Source organism: Nonomuraea rubra, assembly GCF_014207985.1.
In the GTDB taxonomy this organism is placed as follows: domain Bacteria; phylum Actinomycetota; class Actinomycetes; order Streptosporangiales; family Streptosporangiaceae; genus Nonomuraea; species Nonomuraea rubra.
This window is the reverse complement of record NZ_JACHMI010000001.1, coordinates 12,700,038-12,714,369: the sequence shown is the minus strand read 5'-3', so window position 1 is coordinate 12,714,369 and position 14,332 is coordinate 12,700,038. Positions and strand designations below refer to the sequence as shown.

At 70.4% G+C, this 14,332-nt stretch carries 12 protein-coding genes; 2 read left to right on the top strand and 10 right to left on the bottom strand.

Going from position 1 to position 14,332, the window contains the following annotated elements; genetic code table 11:
- Positions 1–272: 272 nt before the first annotated feature.
- Positions 273–1,238 carry an AraC family transcriptional regulator gene (locus tag HD593_RS59100; protein ID WP_185111517.1) on the bottom strand — a complete coding sequence of 322 codons (966 nt, stop codon included), beginning with the start codon at positions 1,236–1,238 and terminating at the stop codon, positions 273–275.
- 73 nt (positions 1,239–1,311) lie between these two features.
- Here HD593_RS59100 and HD593_RS59095 point away from each other — a divergent pair, with 73 nt between their 5' ends.
- The gene (locus tag HD593_RS59095) at positions 1,312–2,295 is read left to right on the top strand and encodes an SDR family NAD(P)-dependent oxidoreductase (protein ID WP_185111516.1); all 984 of its coding nucleotides are present in this window, start codon (positions 1,312–1,314) and stop codon (positions 2,293–2,295) included.
- Between the two features lie 112 nt (positions 2,296–2,407).
- On the opposite strand, the gene HD593_RS59090 is transcribed toward HD593_RS59095, so the two are convergent.
- The 9 genes from HD593_RS59090 to topA form a co-directional block, all read right to left on the bottom strand.
- On the bottom strand, positions 2,408–3,247 hold the full coding sequence (locus HD593_RS59090) for a PSP1 domain-containing protein (protein ID WP_185112755.1): 840 nt from the start codon (positions 3,245–3,247) through the stop codon (positions 2,408–2,410).
- A 114-nt stretch (positions 3,248–3,361) separates the two neighbouring features.
- Positions 3,362–4,435 carry a permease-like cell division protein FtsX gene (locus tag HD593_RS59085; protein ID WP_185111515.1) on the bottom strand — a complete coding sequence of 358 codons (1,074 nt, stop codon included), beginning with the start codon at positions 4,433–4,435 and terminating at the stop codon, positions 3,362–3,364.
- Positions 4,432–4,959 carry a sigma-70 family RNA polymerase sigma factor gene (locus HD593_RS59080; RefSeq protein WP_312904420.1) on the bottom strand — a complete coding sequence of 176 codons (528 nt, stop codon included), beginning with the start codon at positions 4,957–4,959 and terminating at the stop codon, positions 4,432–4,434. The genes HD593_RS59085 and HD593_RS59080 overlap by 4 nt, the downstream gene beginning before the upstream one ends.
- 117 nt (positions 4,960–5,076) lie before the next feature.
- A complete protein-coding gene (locus tag HD593_RS59075) occupies positions 5,077–5,796 on the bottom strand; it encodes a permease-like cell division protein FtsX (protein ID WP_312904419.1) in 720 nt (239 codons plus the stop codon).
- Between the two features lie 85 nt (positions 5,797–5,881).
- Positions 5,882–7,057, bottom strand: a complete 1,176-nt coding sequence (locus tag HD593_RS59070) for a DNA polymerase III subunit delta' (protein WP_185111513.1) — start codon at positions 7,055–7,057, stop codon at positions 5,882–5,884.
- A gap of 9 nt (positions 7,058–7,066) precedes the next feature.
- Positions 7,067–9,109, bottom strand: coding sequence for a dTMP kinase (gene tmk / locus HD593_RS59065; RefSeq protein WP_185111512.1), 2,043 nt, complete (start codon positions 9,107–9,109; stop codon positions 7,067–7,069).
- 141 nt (positions 9,110–9,250) lie between these two features.
- Positions 9,251–9,808: a helix-turn-helix transcriptional regulator gene (locus tag HD593_RS59060; RefSeq protein WP_221525486.1), complete on the bottom strand. Its 558-nt coding sequence runs from the start codon at positions 9,806–9,808 to the stop codon at positions 9,251–9,253.
- Between the two features lie 75 nt (positions 9,809–9,883).
- Entirely contained in the window at positions 9,884–11,164 is a 1,281-nt protein-coding gene (locus HD593_RS59055) for a metallophosphoesterase (protein ID WP_185111511.1), read from the bottom strand.
- Positions 11,165–11,236: 72 nt separating this feature from the next.
- Positions 11,237–13,933, bottom strand: coding sequence for a type I DNA topoisomerase (gene topA / locus HD593_RS59050; protein ID WP_185111510.1), 2,697 nt, complete (start codon positions 13,931–13,933; stop codon positions 11,237–11,239).
- Positions 13,934–14,122: 189 nt separating this feature from the next.
- Here topA and HD593_RS59045 point away from each other — a divergent pair, with 189 nt between their 5' ends.
- Entirely contained in the window at positions 14,123–14,308 is a 186-nt protein-coding gene (locus HD593_RS59045; protein ID WP_138709921.1) for a DUF5703 family protein, read from the top strand.
- Positions 14,309–14,332: the final 24 nt, after the last annotated feature.

Here is a 14,332-nt window from a genome sequence, read left to right as displayed (position 1 = left end):
GGATCGCCCATGTACGAGCGGCACCCGCAAGGCGGCGCACTCGAACCCGCCTCCGCAGTCCGTCCAGGCCAGTCCGCCAACCGGCGGCCCCACCCGGCCCGGCCTGGGCTCCAGTCCCGTCATCGCCAGCGCCAGCACCCCAGCGACCGCAGCCGCCCGGCACCACCTGCGGCCTGCCCCCACCTCAGCGGAGATCCACCTTCGGCCCATCCCCACCTCACCGGAACTCCACCTGCCGCGCGTCACCTCCGGTCTCGGCACGTCCCCCCGCCTCAGCGGGCCTCCACCCGCACCGGCTCGGCGCCGCCAGGCGATTCACCACCGCGGATCCGCCACCGGTACCGCAACGGCGACTCCCCCACCTCCCGCTTGAACGCGGTACTGAACGCACTCTCCGATGCGTACCCCAGCTCGGCCGCCAGCGACCCGACCCGCACGTCGCCATCCCGGAGAGCCCGTTGCGCCAGCAACATCCGCCACCGGTTCAGGTAGGTCAGCGGCGGCACCCCCGCCACCGTACGGAAACGTTCGGCGAATGACGTCCGCGACATCGCCGCCGCCCGCGCCAGCTCCTCCAGCCGCCACGGCTGCCCCGGCTCGGCGTGCATGAGGGCGAGCGCCGGACGCAACCGCTCGTCGATCAGCACCCGCAGCCATCCCGGGGGCAGCTCGGCCTGGCCGACGTAGGCACGCAGCACCTCCAGCAGCAGGAGCTGCCCGTACTGCCGGATCGCGAACGCCGAGCCGATCCGGTTCCCCGTCACCTCGTTGAACAGCCCGTCGAGGCTCCGCCGCAGGTTGGTCGCCGCCGCGGCCGACGCCCGTACGTGCCCCACCGGGGGAAGCGCCTGCAGCAGCAGCGCCTGACCGGCCGGGTTCAGATCGACGCGACCGCCCACGACGGCGTCGGGAGCCCCGCGCCCGTCATCATCGTCGAGGTGGACGGAGGTGTAGCCCTCCACGGGCAGGATGTCGCGGGGCGGCCCGTCACCGGTGCCGCCCTCGAGCCGCAGCCACGACCGGTTGTTCAGGATGGCGACGTCACCCGGCCCGAGCTCGATCGGCCCGTCGAGGCCGTCGGTGGTCAGCCTGGCCCGGCCGCGCACCATCGCCATGAGCTTCAGCGGATCGTCGACGGCGTGCTGCGCCACCCAGCGCCCCCGCACCTCGAACCCGCCCGTCACCTGCCCGCGGACCTCCACGAGATCGAACACTTCGGACAGCTGGTCACCCACCATGTCCGTACTCTCGCGAAGGAAGTCCGCACTGTCAATTATTCAAAGTACGGACGATGCCCCACAGAGTGGTGTCATGCATGAAAAACAACACCCCATCGGCTCCGGCTTCACCGCGGCCTCGACGACCGACGAGGTGCTCAAGGGCCTCGACCTGTCCGGCAAGAACGTCATCGTCACCGGCGGCCACGTCGGGCTCGGCCTGGAGACCACCCGCGCACTCAGCGAGGCGGGCGCGTCCGTCACGGTCGGCTCGCGCGATCCCGACCGCGCCGCCCCCGCCCTCTCCGGTCTCGAACGTGTCCAGCCCGCCCAGCTCGACCTCCTCGAAACCGCGTCGATCGACGCCTTCACCGCCCGTTACCTCTCTTCCGGCCGCCCGCTCCACATCCTGATCAACAACGCCGGCATCATGGCAGGCCCCCTGGTCCGGGACGCGCGCGGCTACGAAGCCCAGTTCGCCACCAACCATCTCGGCCACTTCCAGCTGACCCTGGGCCTGCTGCCCGCACTGCGCGCCGCCCACGGCGCCCGCGTCGTCAACGTGACGTCCGGCGGCCACCGGCTCTCCGACATCCGCTGGGACGACCCGCACTTCACCACCGGCTACGACGGCATGCTCGCCTACGGCCAGTCGAAGACCGCCAACGTGCTGTTCGCCGTCGAGCTGGACCGCCGGTGGGCGGCGGACGGGATCCGCGGCTACGCCCTCCACCCGGGCGTCGTCGTCGGCACGAACCTGGGCCCCTCGATCGACAAGGCCGCCCTCCGGGCCATGGGCCTGATCGACGAGTCCGGCCGGCCGATCATCGACCCCGACCGCGAGAGGAAGACACCTCGGCAAGGCGCCAGCACCAGCGTGTTCGCCGCGACGAGCCCGCTGCTGGCCGGCATCGGCGGCGTCTACCTCAAGGACAACGACATCTCCCCCTTGGGCGCGCCGCGGCCCATCGACTTCGGCGCCGAGGAGGACGTCCCCTCCGATGTCGTCCCACACGCCCTCGACCCCGAGTCGGCACAGCGCCTCTGGACCCTGAGCGAACAACTCCTCAAGCCCTAACCCTCCCACCCATCGAACACATCCGAACGCCCCGCCGGTGCAGGCCAGGGCCTCCAAGCCCGCAGGACAGTATGGGTGTGGCCGTGGGAAGCGGTCAGCGGGCCATGAGGCGCTAGACCGCGTCTCCGGCCCCCTCACCCCCATACGTCGAGTCGTACGCCTGCCGCGGCCCGCAAACACTGGCCTTGGAACAAGAACACCTCCGCCCCCCGTCGTTGAGCCGCACCACCACGGAGTCGGACGGCACATTGTGCCCCACCACCGTCCCACCCCCCTGCGGCGTCTCCACACTGGCCCCGACCCGGGGAGCCGAGGCGCGAAACTCCTGGTAAAGCGGATGCTCATACTTCAAGCAGCACATGAGCCGCCCGCACGCCCCCGCGATCCGCAGCGGGTTGACCGGCAGGTCCTGGTCCTTGGCCATGCGTACGGAGACCGGTTCGAAGTCCTTGAGGAAGGTGGCGCAGCACAGATCGCGCCCGCAGGGGCCGATGCCGCCCTGGAGCCGCGCCTCGTCCCTCGGCCCGATCTGCCGCAGCTCGACCCTGGCCCGGAGGTTGCGGGCCAGGTCGCGCACCAGGGCGCGGAAGTCCACCCGGTGCGGTGCCGAGAAGTAGACGGTGTAGACGTTGTCCTGGTCGAGGTAGTCGATGCCGACGACCTTCATGGGCAGCGTGTGCCGTTTGATCAGTCGTTTGGACACGCTGCGCGCCTCGGCCCTGCGGCGTTTGTTCGACTCGTCCCTGGACAGGTGCTCCTCGCCCGCCGGCCCCGCGCACACCGGCAGCCCGTCGATGTCCTCGCTCGTGTACTGCGGCGCCCACACGCACTCCGCCACCTCCGGACCGGAGTCCGTCGGGACGAGCACCTTGTCGCCCACCTTGGGGCTGTGCTCGCCGGGGTCGAGGTAGTAGAGCCTCCCGTAGCGGGTGAAGCTCACGGCCATGATCATTCCCATGGGCTCGAGCTCGCCTCCTGACGGCCTAGGGGGTACGTACGGCCTTCCTTGCCAGATTACGTGTGTCCATACACCAGTGGTCAGGGGTGGGCGGGTGGATCTCGCCGGTCACGCACCCCCGGGACAAACCACCTCATCCGGTAGATGAAGTCCGAAATCCGTGGCCAGAGCCGCCCGATCGGTGAGGCACTGGTCGCTGACGACCTGCGCCACGCCTGGTTGCCGCCTCAGCTCCGCAACGACCTCCGACACCACGGCATCCGCATTCAGCTTGATCCTGAACGACTGAGGCATGTCCTCCACGCGGGTCGCCCCGACGAGCGCCTGGTTGTCCTTGAACGTCTCCTTGAAGTTCTCGTACGCGGCCGCCTGGTCCTCGAAGTGGACCTCCTGCACCCCGGGCATCTTCTGGATCAGCTGCTGGAGGGCCTTCGTCTGGGCGGGTGTCGCCGCCCTCCCTCGCACAGTGCTCTTCGAGTCGCCTCCCTCCGGGGCCGCAGGCTTGGCCTGGCACGCCGGCAACTGCGTCCCCGCCTTGCACAGGAAAGCGCTGACCTGCCACCCCCCTTGAGCCGTTGCCGCGGAGGGCGGGCCGGCAGCGTGATCGACGACGCTCAGCACCCCCGCCAGCCCCGAGAACGCCGACGCCACCTGCCGCCGGTCAGCGCCCTGCCGGAGCTTGAACTGGTACGACGGTGGCAGGTCCGCGGCTTGGACCTCGTCCAGCAGTGCCTGGTCGTGGGCGTAACGCTTGCGGAAGTCGTCGTAGGCGACGGCCTGGCTCACCCACTGGCCGACGTCGATCTGCGGCAGTTGCTCCTCCACCACGCGCTCGATCACCTCGCGCTGCTCGGAGCCGGCGGCTCCCGCACAGCCGGTCTCCTTCGGCGCCGTCGCCGTGCACAGGAACACGGTCATATCCAGATCGTCCCGCGTGAGCTCGTTCGCGGCCGTGGCCGCCGTCATGCGACCGCCGTCGCCGCCTCCGTCCGCCGCGCCGCCCGCCAGTACGGCTCCGGCCGACCCCACGACCACCACGGCCGCCGCCGCCGTCAGCATCCGGAAGTCCACCCGGAAACGCCTGTGCCCCGGGGCCCGCAACGGCCTCAGCGTGCTCGGGTCCACCGCCGCCCCCGCCTCGGCGAGGGCCTCCCGCAGTCTGTCTTCCACCGGGCTGTTCATGAATCCTCCCCAAGCGCTCGGCCAAGGGCCGCCAGCCCCCGCGCGATCGTCGACCTGGCCGTGCTCGCACTGATCCGCATCGTCTCGGCGATCTCCTGGTCCGTGAGATCGAAGTAGTAGCGCAGGGTCAGCGCCTCGCGCTGCCTGCGTGGCAGCCGGCGCAGCGCGAGCAGCACCTCGCGCCGCTCCTCACCCATCAGCACGGCGCTCTCCGCCGACCAGACCGGCGGCTCGTACGGCACCGCCCGCCGGAACACCGTCGCCCGCCTGCGCAGCACCGACCGGCACCCGTTGAGCACCGCCGAACGCACGTAGGCCAGCGCCTTGTCCGCATCGCGCAGCCTGGCCCGGCCGGCATGGGTGCGCTCGAACGCCTCCTGCACGACGTCTTCGGCGGTGGCCTGATCACCGACCATGAACAGAGCCAGCCGCACCAGGCCGACGTGGTGCTCGGCGAAGATCGACGCCACGTCGACCCGTTGCCGCGCGAGGTCTTCTTGCTGGGTGAGTAGTTCGGCTTCCACATAACAGAGACGCCTCACGGCCCCATCTGCTGCTCGGGTCACATGACTATCTTCCGCTCGCCGCCCCGGCCCCGCGCGTTCGTCCACAGCCTGTGGACAAGTGTCAGGGCCGACCACCTACCGCGCACCCGGCGCACAGACCTTGCTGTCGGGAAGGGCCACCCAATACCTGATGCCGTACTTCACGCCCAGTGTGGCCTTGGCCGCCAGACACCGCGCGTTGTACGCGCGATGCACCCCGTTCAGCCGTGCCGGCCTGCGGCTCATCAGATTCCAGTCAGCCTCGGGCCTGGCGGTCAGCCGGTACGCCTCCGGCAGGTCCGAGGGCCTGGTGGCTTGCACGAGCGCCTCGTTGTCGGCGAAGTCCTCGGCGAAGTTCCGGTACGCGGTCTTCTGATCCTCGAACACGTACGACGTCACCCCGGGCATCTTCTCGATCGCCGAAACGATCGCCTTCTTCTCCCGAGCCGTCGCGCGTGCCCCGTCAGCCGCTCCACGCCCAGCGCGGCAGGCAGGCACGTAGTCATCCTTCACGCACAAGGTGACCGAAATATCCGCCCCACCCGACCAGTCCGGATTACCGAACATGTCCGCCTCGTCCGCGACGTAAGACACGCCGGGCCGCCTCTCGACCGCCGCGCTCACCGGCTCCCGCTCGGCCCCCTTCGCCACCCGCACCCGGAACGACTCCGGCAGTGCCTTCGCCGGGAACTCCTTCAACAGCCCCTTGTTACCGGCGAAATCGCTGCGAAGGCTCTCGTATGCCTCCGCCTGGGACACGAAGCGGACCCCGGTCACCCCGGGCACGGCCTCCAGCCGCCGCCCCGGTGCCCGCACCGCCGACGACCAGCACCATCCCGGCCAGCAGCGCAACCCCGCCGTTCACCCGCACCAGCGCCCTCCGCCAGACCGGGCGCCGCGGTCAGGATCGCAGCGCCAGCATCATCGCCTCGACGGCCATCTGCGGATTGACGTTCGCCGCCAGCCGTTCCCTGCACTGCATGATCGCATCGATCCGCCGCAGCGTCTCCTCGGGCGTGCCCGACTTGGCGAGCTGGTCCAGGTCGAAGCGCAGATCGTCGTTGGCCAGCTCGACCCCGGCCGCCCCGAACTGCATGGTCAGCACGTCGCGGTAGTACGACACGAGCTCCAGCAGCGCGGCGTCCAGCGAGTCGCGCTTGATCCGGGTGGCCCGCGACTTCTGCCGATCCTCCAGCTCCTTCAGCGCGCCGGCCCCGCCGCGCACCAGCCCCCGGTTGAGCCCCTTGCCGGTGGACCCCTCGCCGTACAGCTTGCGCAGCTCCGAGGTCTCGTTCTCGTTGAGCGCGGCCGTGGCGGCGGCGGCCTCCTCCTCGGCGGTCTTCACCAGCCGCTCGGCGGCGGACACGCACTCGCCGACGCCGGTCAGCGAGCGCGGGATGCTCAGCACGGCCTCCCGCCGCGCCCTGACCCCCTCGTCCAGCGCCAGCGCGCGCGCCCGGCCGACGTGCCCCTGCGCGGCCCGCGCCGCGAACCTGGCAGTCTCCCACGGCACGCTGTCGCGGGTGGCCAGCACGTGGGCCACGGCCTCGGTGGCGGGGGTGGTGAGGGTGACCAGGCGGCAGCGCGACCTGATGGTGATCATCAGGTCGTCGGGCGCGGGCGCGCACAGCAGCCACACCGTACGCGGCGGCGGCTCCTCGATGGCCTTGAGCAGGGCGTTCGCGGCGGACTCGGTGGCCCGGTCGGCGTCCTCGAAGAGGATGACCCGCCACCGGCCCTGCGTCGGCGCCCCGGCCGCCCGCAGGATCAGCTCGCGGGTCTGCTTGACGCTGTAGGACAGGCCCTCGGGGCGTACGGACTCCAGGTCGGGGTGGGAGCCGATGAGCACCTGGTGGCACTGGTCGCAGTGGCCGCAGCCGCCGTCGGGGCACATCAGCGCGGCGGCGAAGGCGCGCGCGGCGTCCTCCCTGCCCGAGCCGGGCGGGCCGGTGAACAGCCAGGCGTGCGTCATGCCGGCGCCGCGCCCGCCCGCGACGACCTCGCCGGCCGCCGCCGCGGCCCGCGACAGCACGGCTACCGCCTGGTCCTGCCCAACGAGGTCATCGAAAACCGTCACGGCACAAGGCTAGTCGCGGATGGCGGGCATCGTCCCCGTGATGTCCTCTGACTCGCGCGGAACCGGGTCGGGCAGGATCTCCCTGATCCGGTCCTGGATCTGGCGGGTGATCACGTCCTGCGGCAGCGTGCCGTCCACCACGAGGTACCGCTCGGGGGCGGCGGCAGCCAGCGCGCGGAACTCCTTGCGCACCCGCTCGTGGAACTCCAGCGGCTCGGATTCGATCCGGTCGGCCGCCCCGCCCAGCCGAGTCAGCCCCACCTCGGGCGGCGTGTCGATGAGCACGGTCAGGTGCGGCACGAGCCCGCCGGTCGCCCATGCGTTGATCTTGGACACGTCCTTGGGGTCGAGAGCCCGCCCGGCGCCCTGGTAGGCCAGCGACGAGTCGACGTACCGGTCGGTGACCACCAGTGAACCCCGGTAGAGCGCCGGCCTGATCACCTTCTCGACGTGCTCGGCCCGGTCGGCGGCGTACAGCAGGGCCTCGGAACGCGCCGACAGCCCGCGCTCGGCCGCGTCGAGCAGGATCGCGCGCAACCGCATGCCGATCTTGGTGGAGCCGGGCTCGCGCGTCTGCACCACGTCGAAGCCCTGGTCGCGCAGCCAGATGGCGACCAGCCGCGACTGGGTGGTCTTGCCCGACCCCTCGCCGCCCTCGAACGCCACGAACAGCCCCGGCACGTGCTCGGCCGCCTCGGTGGGGAAGCGCTCGCCGCGCACCGCCGCGATCAGGTCGGCCGCCAGCGAGACACCCTTCCTGTCGTCCATGTGCCGCAGCGCCAGCACGCCGACGCCCACCGCGAGCGCCCCGCCGATCACCAGCACCAGGTTCGTGCCGTCGAAGCGGTAGCTGAACTCGCCCAGCTCCAGCACGTGCAGCCCGAAGATCGCGGCCAGCGGGTTGGCGAGGGAGACCACGAGCAGCAACGTCACCCGCGCCGTCGACTGCAGGAACGAGAACGTCCGGCCCCGGATCGAGTCCTCGACCTCCAGCCCGATCAGCGTGTAACCGATGATCCAGGCGATGCCCGCGCACGCCCCCAGCACCACGGTCAGCATGACCACGATCACCAGGTTGTGCACCAGCGCGATGGCGACCAGCACCAGCCCCGCCACGGTGATCGCCAGCCCGAACAGCCGCCGCCGCGACAGCTCGCGCAGCAGCCTGAGCCCGAAGAACATGCCCAGCGCCATGCCGACGAAGACCGCGCCGAACACCACGCCGTAGGCCGCGTCACCGCCGCCCAGGGCGGCCACGTACACCTTGGCCACGCCGACCACGGCCCCGCCCGCGGCGAACGCCCCGAGCATGCCGATGACCAGGCCGCGCACCAGGCGGTCGCCGCCCACGAACCGCCAGCCCTCGACGACCTGCTTGAGCACGGAGGGCGTGGAGATCGCGCCGTCGCGCTTGGGGATGTCGCGCAGGGTGAAGATGAGGAAGGCCGACACGAGGTACGCGCAGGCGTTCACGACCAGGGCCAGCCCCGTCGCGTCGCGGCCCAGCGGGAACGGCACGATGCCGGCGATCAGGTCGCCCGCCACCGACAGCGCCGCGAAGAGCATGGCCGCGATGGGCGCGGTGCCGTACGTGACGAGCAGGTTGAGCTGGTTGGCCGACTCGAGCTGCGCCTTGGGCACCAGGTTGGGGACCGTGGCCTCCTTGGCCGGCACCCAGAACAGGTTCACGCACTCGACCAGGACGGTCGCGATGATGACCCACTGGTAGCTGTCGACGAACGGGATCGACAGCACCACGGCGAACCTGGCCAGGTCGGCGCAGAACATCGTCAGCCGCCGGTCGAACCGGTCGGCGAACACGCCCGCCAGCGGCCCCAGCAGCACGGCGGGCAACATCTTGGCCACGAACACGCCACCGACGGCGAGCGACTGCACGCGGTAGTCACCCTGCGTGAGGTTGCCCGCGAGCGCGGTCAGCGCCAGCAGGTTGAGCCAGTCGCCCAGGCTGCACACCGACATGGCCGTCCACAGCCGGCGGAACGGCGCGTTGGCCAGCACATGGGCCGGGCGGCTACGGCCAAGGGCAGTCATGATTTCAGCGTATCCAGGTGTTGACCGGAAGTGGGCAGTCAAGAGACGAGCCGGATATTCCCGGCTGCTCGTGGCCGAGGGTATTACGTGAACGACCCCGAGCGCAGGTTACACACCTCGAATAGGCCCCCAAAAACATCATCAATTCATAACTCCGGACTCTTGCCGCGCCTCTTCCACCAATGGTTGCCACGCGGCCCTGATCTCATCGGGAAGGACCAGCTCGTCCCACAGGTCGATGAGCAGCACGCCGTCGACGTGACCGAGCACCTCGCCGGGCCCGCCCCCGCACAACAACGCGGTGTAGGCCGCCCGCCGCTCGTCACGGTCGGCCAGGTCGTAGACCCGCTCGCCGAGCCGCAGCACGCCCAGCGCCGCCGCCACCGGCAGCCGCCGCAACCGGCTGGGCACGTGGAAGGCGCGCCCGTCACCGCGCGCGTGGGCCGCGCACTCGACCTTGGCCTCCAGCACCAGCCTGAACCCGGCCGCGTCGAGGATGCGCCCAGCGGTCTCCAGCGTCGGCGACTTCCTGCCGTGCTCGTAGGCCGACAACGTCGTACGCGACGTGCCGCTCACGCTGGCCAGCGCCTTCTGGTTGAGGCTCGCGGCCCGTCTGGCCTGCCTGAACAGCAGCCCGCCGCGCCTGGCCCAGAGAGCGACCTCCTGGCCCAGCACCCGCTCCACAGGCGACGAGACCACGAACCACCTCCGCAAAGTATCCGGGCGGATACTCTACGCCATCATGGCATGGCGTGACCACCGGATTACCCGAAGTCAGCCCTGCAATTCCAGCATGGTGATCTCGGGCGGCGCCCCGACCCGCACCGGAGGCCCCCAGAAGCCCGCGCCCCTGGTCACGTACACCTGCGTGCCCCTCACCGAGGCCAGCCCCGACACGACCGGCTGCTGCAGCCCCACCACCAGGTTGAACGGCGCGATCTGCCCGCCGTGCGTGTGCCCGGACAGCTGCAGGTCGACGCCGTGCTCGGCGGCCTGGTCCACCTGGATCGGCTGGTGTGCGAGCAGCACGGTGGAGCGGCCGGTGTCGCGTCCGCCGAGCGCCTTGGCGAAGTCCGGGCCGTCACCGCTCGCGGCGCCGCCGACGTCGTTCACGCCCGCCAGGTCGAGCACGGCGCCCTGGTGGGCGATCTCCACCCGCTCGTTCCGCAGAGAGCGTACGCCGAGCTCCTTCAGCTCCTCGATCCACTCGCCGGGGCCCTCGGCCGTGAAGTACTCGTGGTTGCCGGTCACGAAATAGGCCCCGTAGCGGGACTCGAGGTTCCGCAACGGCCGGGCCAGCGCCCCGAGCTGGGCGACCGTCCCGTCCACCAGGTCGCCCACGATCGCCACCACGTCGGCCTCCAGCCCGTTGATCATCCGGACGATGCGCTCGGTGTGCCCGACGCCCGTGAGAGGCCCGAGGTGGATGTCGCTCACGACGGCGAACCGCAGGCCGTTCAGCCTCGGGTCCAGCTTCGGCAGCGAGACCCTGACCCGCTCGATCACGGGGTCGCCGAGCGCGCTCGCCATGCCGTACCCGACCGTGCCCAGCGCGCTCGCCCCGGCGATGGCGGCGGTGGTCCGTCCGAGGAAGAGCCGCCTGCTCATGGGCGCGGCCCCGCGGGCCGGCGCCACAGCGGTCACGACCGGCCGTTCACCCGCTTCGACGACCTCGACAGGCTCGTCGGCCGCCGGCGCCGCCGTGCCCGCCAGCACGGCGACCGGCTCCGGCTCTGGCTCCGACTGAGGCGCCCGCTCCCGCCGCTCCGCCCCGCGCAGGAACGCCGCCGCCACGCCGCGCGGCACCTCCAGCACCACGAGGATGACGACCAGGTAGAACATCACCGCCAGCCAGATGTAGCCGGGCCAGGCCACCCAGCTCTCCAGCCCCATCCTCGTGCCCACGAACGTCGTCACGAGGACCGCGAGCAGCGCGACCAGGCTCCAGGTCAGCGCCTTGCGCAGCCGCCCGGGACGGGTCGTCTGGCGCACCAGCCGATGCCACAGGTACCAGTGCGCCAGCAACACCATGGCCACGAAGATCAGGACGAACACACCTCGATGCTACTTCCGGAAAAACCGGAAAAAGCGCCTGCGTCCTGGGTTCACGGCGTGATCGAGGACACCCTACGACTTCGTCGCCGGCTTCTTCGCCGGAGCCTTCTTCGCGGGCGCCTTCCTCGTGGTGGTGGTCTTCTTGGGCGCGGGCGCCCGTTCGCGCCGCTCGGCCAGCAGCTCCGCCGCCCGCTCGATCGTGATGTCCTCGACCGTGTCGCCCTTGCGCAGCGACGCGTTCGTCTCGCCGTCGGTCACGTACGGCCCGAACCGCCCCTCCTTGACCACGACGGGCTTCTTGGAGTTGGGGTCGTCACCCAGCTCGCGCAGCGGCGCCGCCGCCGCGGCCCGGCCCCGCCCGCGCTGCTTGGGCTGCGCGAACAGCTCCTTGGCCTGCTCGATCGTGACCGACAGCAGGTCGTCCTCGGAGCCCAGCGACCGGGAGTCGGTGCCCTTCTTCAGGTACGGCCCGAACTTCCCGTTGTGGGCGACGACCTCCTCGCCCTCCAGCTCGCCCACCACCCGCGGGATCGACAGCAGCCTGAGCGCGTCCTCCAGCGTGATCGTGTCCAGCGACATGGACTTGAACAGCGAGCTCGTCCGCGGCTTCGGCGCGTCGGCCTTCTTCGTGCGCCGCTTCGGGGCCTCCTCGTCGGCCGCCGGCTCGGGCAGGACCTCCGTCACGTACGGCCCGTACCGCCCGTCCTTGGCCACGATCATGTGCCCGGTCACCGGGTCGTGCCCGAGCTGCCGGTCGCCGGTCGGCCGCGAGAACAGCTCCTCGGCCTTCTCCGCCGTCAGCTCGTCGGGCGTCATGTCCTCGGGCACGTTCACCCGCGCGCCGTCCCTGTCGAGGTACGGCCCGTACCGCCCGACCCGCAGCACGATGTCCGTGCCCTTGACCGGGAACGAGCTGATCTCCTTGGCGTCGATGTCACCCAGGTCGGTGACCATCTCCTTCAGGCCCTCGTCGCCGTCGGCCCCGTAGTAGAAGCGCTGCAGCTCAGGCACCCGCTCCGCCCGGTCGTTGGCGATGTCGTCGAGCACCTTCTCCATCTCGGCCGTGAAGTCGTAGTCGACCAGGTTCCCGAAATGCTGCTCCAGCAGGTTGACCACGGCGAACGCCAGGAACGACGGCACCAGCGCCGTGCCCTTCTTGAACACGTAGCCGCGGTCGAGGATGGTCCCGATGATCGAGGCGTACGTCGAAGGCCGCCCGATCTCCCGGTCCTCCAGCTCCTTGACCAGCGAAGCCTCGGTGTAGCGCGCGGGCGGCTTGGTCGAGTGACCGGCCACGTCGAGCCGCGTCACGCTGAGCGCGTCGCCCTCCACCAGGTTCGGCAGCCGCTTCTCGGAGTCGTCGCGGTCGGTGGCCGGATCGTCGGCCCCCTCCACGTACGCCTTCAGGAACCCGTAGAACGTGATCGTCCGGCCGGACGCGCTGAACTCGACGTCCTCGCCGGCCGACGACCTGCCGGCCACCTTCACCGTGATCGACTCGCCGACCGCGTCCTTCATCTGCGAGGACACGGTGCGCTGCCAGATCAGCTCGTACAGCCGGAACATGTCGCCCGACAGCCCGGTCTCGCCCGGCGTGCGGAACTCCTCGCCCGACGGCCTGATCGCCTCGTGCGCCTCCTGCGCGCTCTTCACCTTGCTGGCGTAGACGCGGGGCTTGTCCGGCACGTACGAGGCGCCGTACAGCTTGATCGCCTGCGACCGCGCGGCCGCGACCGCCGTCTCCGACAGCGTGATGCTGTCGGTACGCATGTAGGTGATGAACCCGTTCTCGTAGAGCCGCTGCGCGACCTGCATCGTGTACTTGGCGGAGAACCCCAGCTTCCGGCTGGCCTCCTGCTGCAATGTGGTCGTCCGGAACGGCGCGTACGGCTTGCGCGTGTACGGCTTGCGCTCCACGGACTTGACCGCGAACGAGACCCCCTGCAACCGCCCGGCCAGCTCACCGGCGGCGGCCTCCGTCAGGTGCAGCACGGCGGAACCGCTCTTGAGCTGCCCCGTGCTGGCGAAGTCGCGCCCCTGCGCCACCCGCTTGCCGTCGACCCCGGTCAGCGTGGCGGTGAAGTCGCGCGGGCGCTCCTCCGGCTTGTTCGTGTCGAACAGCGCCTGCAGGTCCCAGTAGTGGGCGGGCGTGAACGCGATGCGCTCCCGCTCGCGCTCCACCACCAGCCGCGTCGCCACCGACTGCACCCGGCCGGCCGACAGCTTCGGCTTGACCTTCTTCCACAGGACGGGGCTGACCTCGTAGCCGTAGAGCCGGTCGAGGATGCGCCGCGTCTCCTGGGCGTCGACCAGGCGCAGGTTGAGGTCGCGCGGGTTGGCCACGGCGTCACGGATCGCCTGCGGGGTGATCTCGTGGAACACCATGCGGTGCACCGGCACCTTGGGCTTGAGCACCTCGCGCAGGTGCCAGGCGATGGCCTCGCCCTCGCGGTCCTCGTCAGTGGCCAGATAGAGCTCGTCGGCGTCCTTGAGTAGCTGCCGCAGCTTGGCGACCTGCGAGCGTTTGTCGTGGTTGACGACGTACAGCGGCTCGAACCCGTGCTCGACGTTCACCCCGAGGCGGGCCCATGGGGCTCCCTTGAACTTCTCGGGGATGTCGTCGGCCCTCTCCGGCAGGTCGCGGATGTGGCCGATGCTCGATTCGACGATGTAGCCGCGCCCGAGGTACCCGGCGATGGTCTTCGCCTTGGCCGGCGACTCGACGATCACCAGGCGTGTTCCGCCGGCGCTGCCGTTCTTGGCTGGCACGCTGCTTCCTACCTCGCTGTTCGCTTGCAAATCCCCCTGCCGGGAGTCGGCACAGACTGAAAGGTAACCCGACTCGCGGAAATTTCCTTCCCCCGGGCTACCCACTCGCTTCCGGGTCCACCCACAAGCACGCAGAATAAGGCCCATCGAGCGGCATGGCGCCCTGACTCACCCTGGAGACTAATCGTTGTGCTCGACTACTCCTACATGGATATCTTCATTCCACGTGATCTCACTCGCGAAGCAGCACGTCAACTGCTCACCGAACACGCAGAGTACGGGAAGTGGGAGCTCGCGCGCGTCCGCGTGCACCCCGACGGCAGCCGTCACGTACGCCTGCGGCGGAAGATCATGCGAGTACGCAGCACCCTCTGAACCCGGACATGGCTTTGCCCGCCC